This is a genomic window from Thermorhabdus hydrogeniformans (assembly GCF_049310025.1).
Taxonomy (GTDB): Bacteria; Bacillota; Thermosediminibacteria; order Thermosediminibacterales; family Tepidanaerobacteraceae; genus JBJYKD01.
Genome location: NZ_JBJYKD010000247.1, coordinates 1 through 247, shown reverse-complemented (window position 1 = coordinate 247; position 247 = coordinate 1). Strand labels below are relative to the sequence as shown.

1 protein-coding gene is annotated in these 247 nt (G+C 55.5%); it reads right to left on the bottom strand.

Annotated features, from left to right (window positions below; translation table 11 throughout):
• The coding region (locus tag ACKX14_RS16300) for a hypothetical protein (RefSeq protein ID WP_422449474.1) at positions 1 to 247 on the bottom strand (247 nt) is incomplete at both ends.

Sequence of the window (247 nt, the reverse complement as noted above, 5' to 3'; positions counted from 1 at the left end):
CGGATACTCACGCGGATTCCTTATATCGTCGTCAATCACTGCCTGCCCACCGGCGACAAGCTGCCCCAGAATATCGAGAAACACCTCGCTGGCACGTTCCTGCCGCAGGGTGCGGACGCTTTCCACAATCACATCCTGCCAACCTGGAAGCAGATAATCCTCGTCCAGCTCCCTCAGAAATTTTGACAGCAGTTGATAGACCGTCACCAGCACCGCCCAGTTCTTGACCACGCGGTCATTGTTAGAC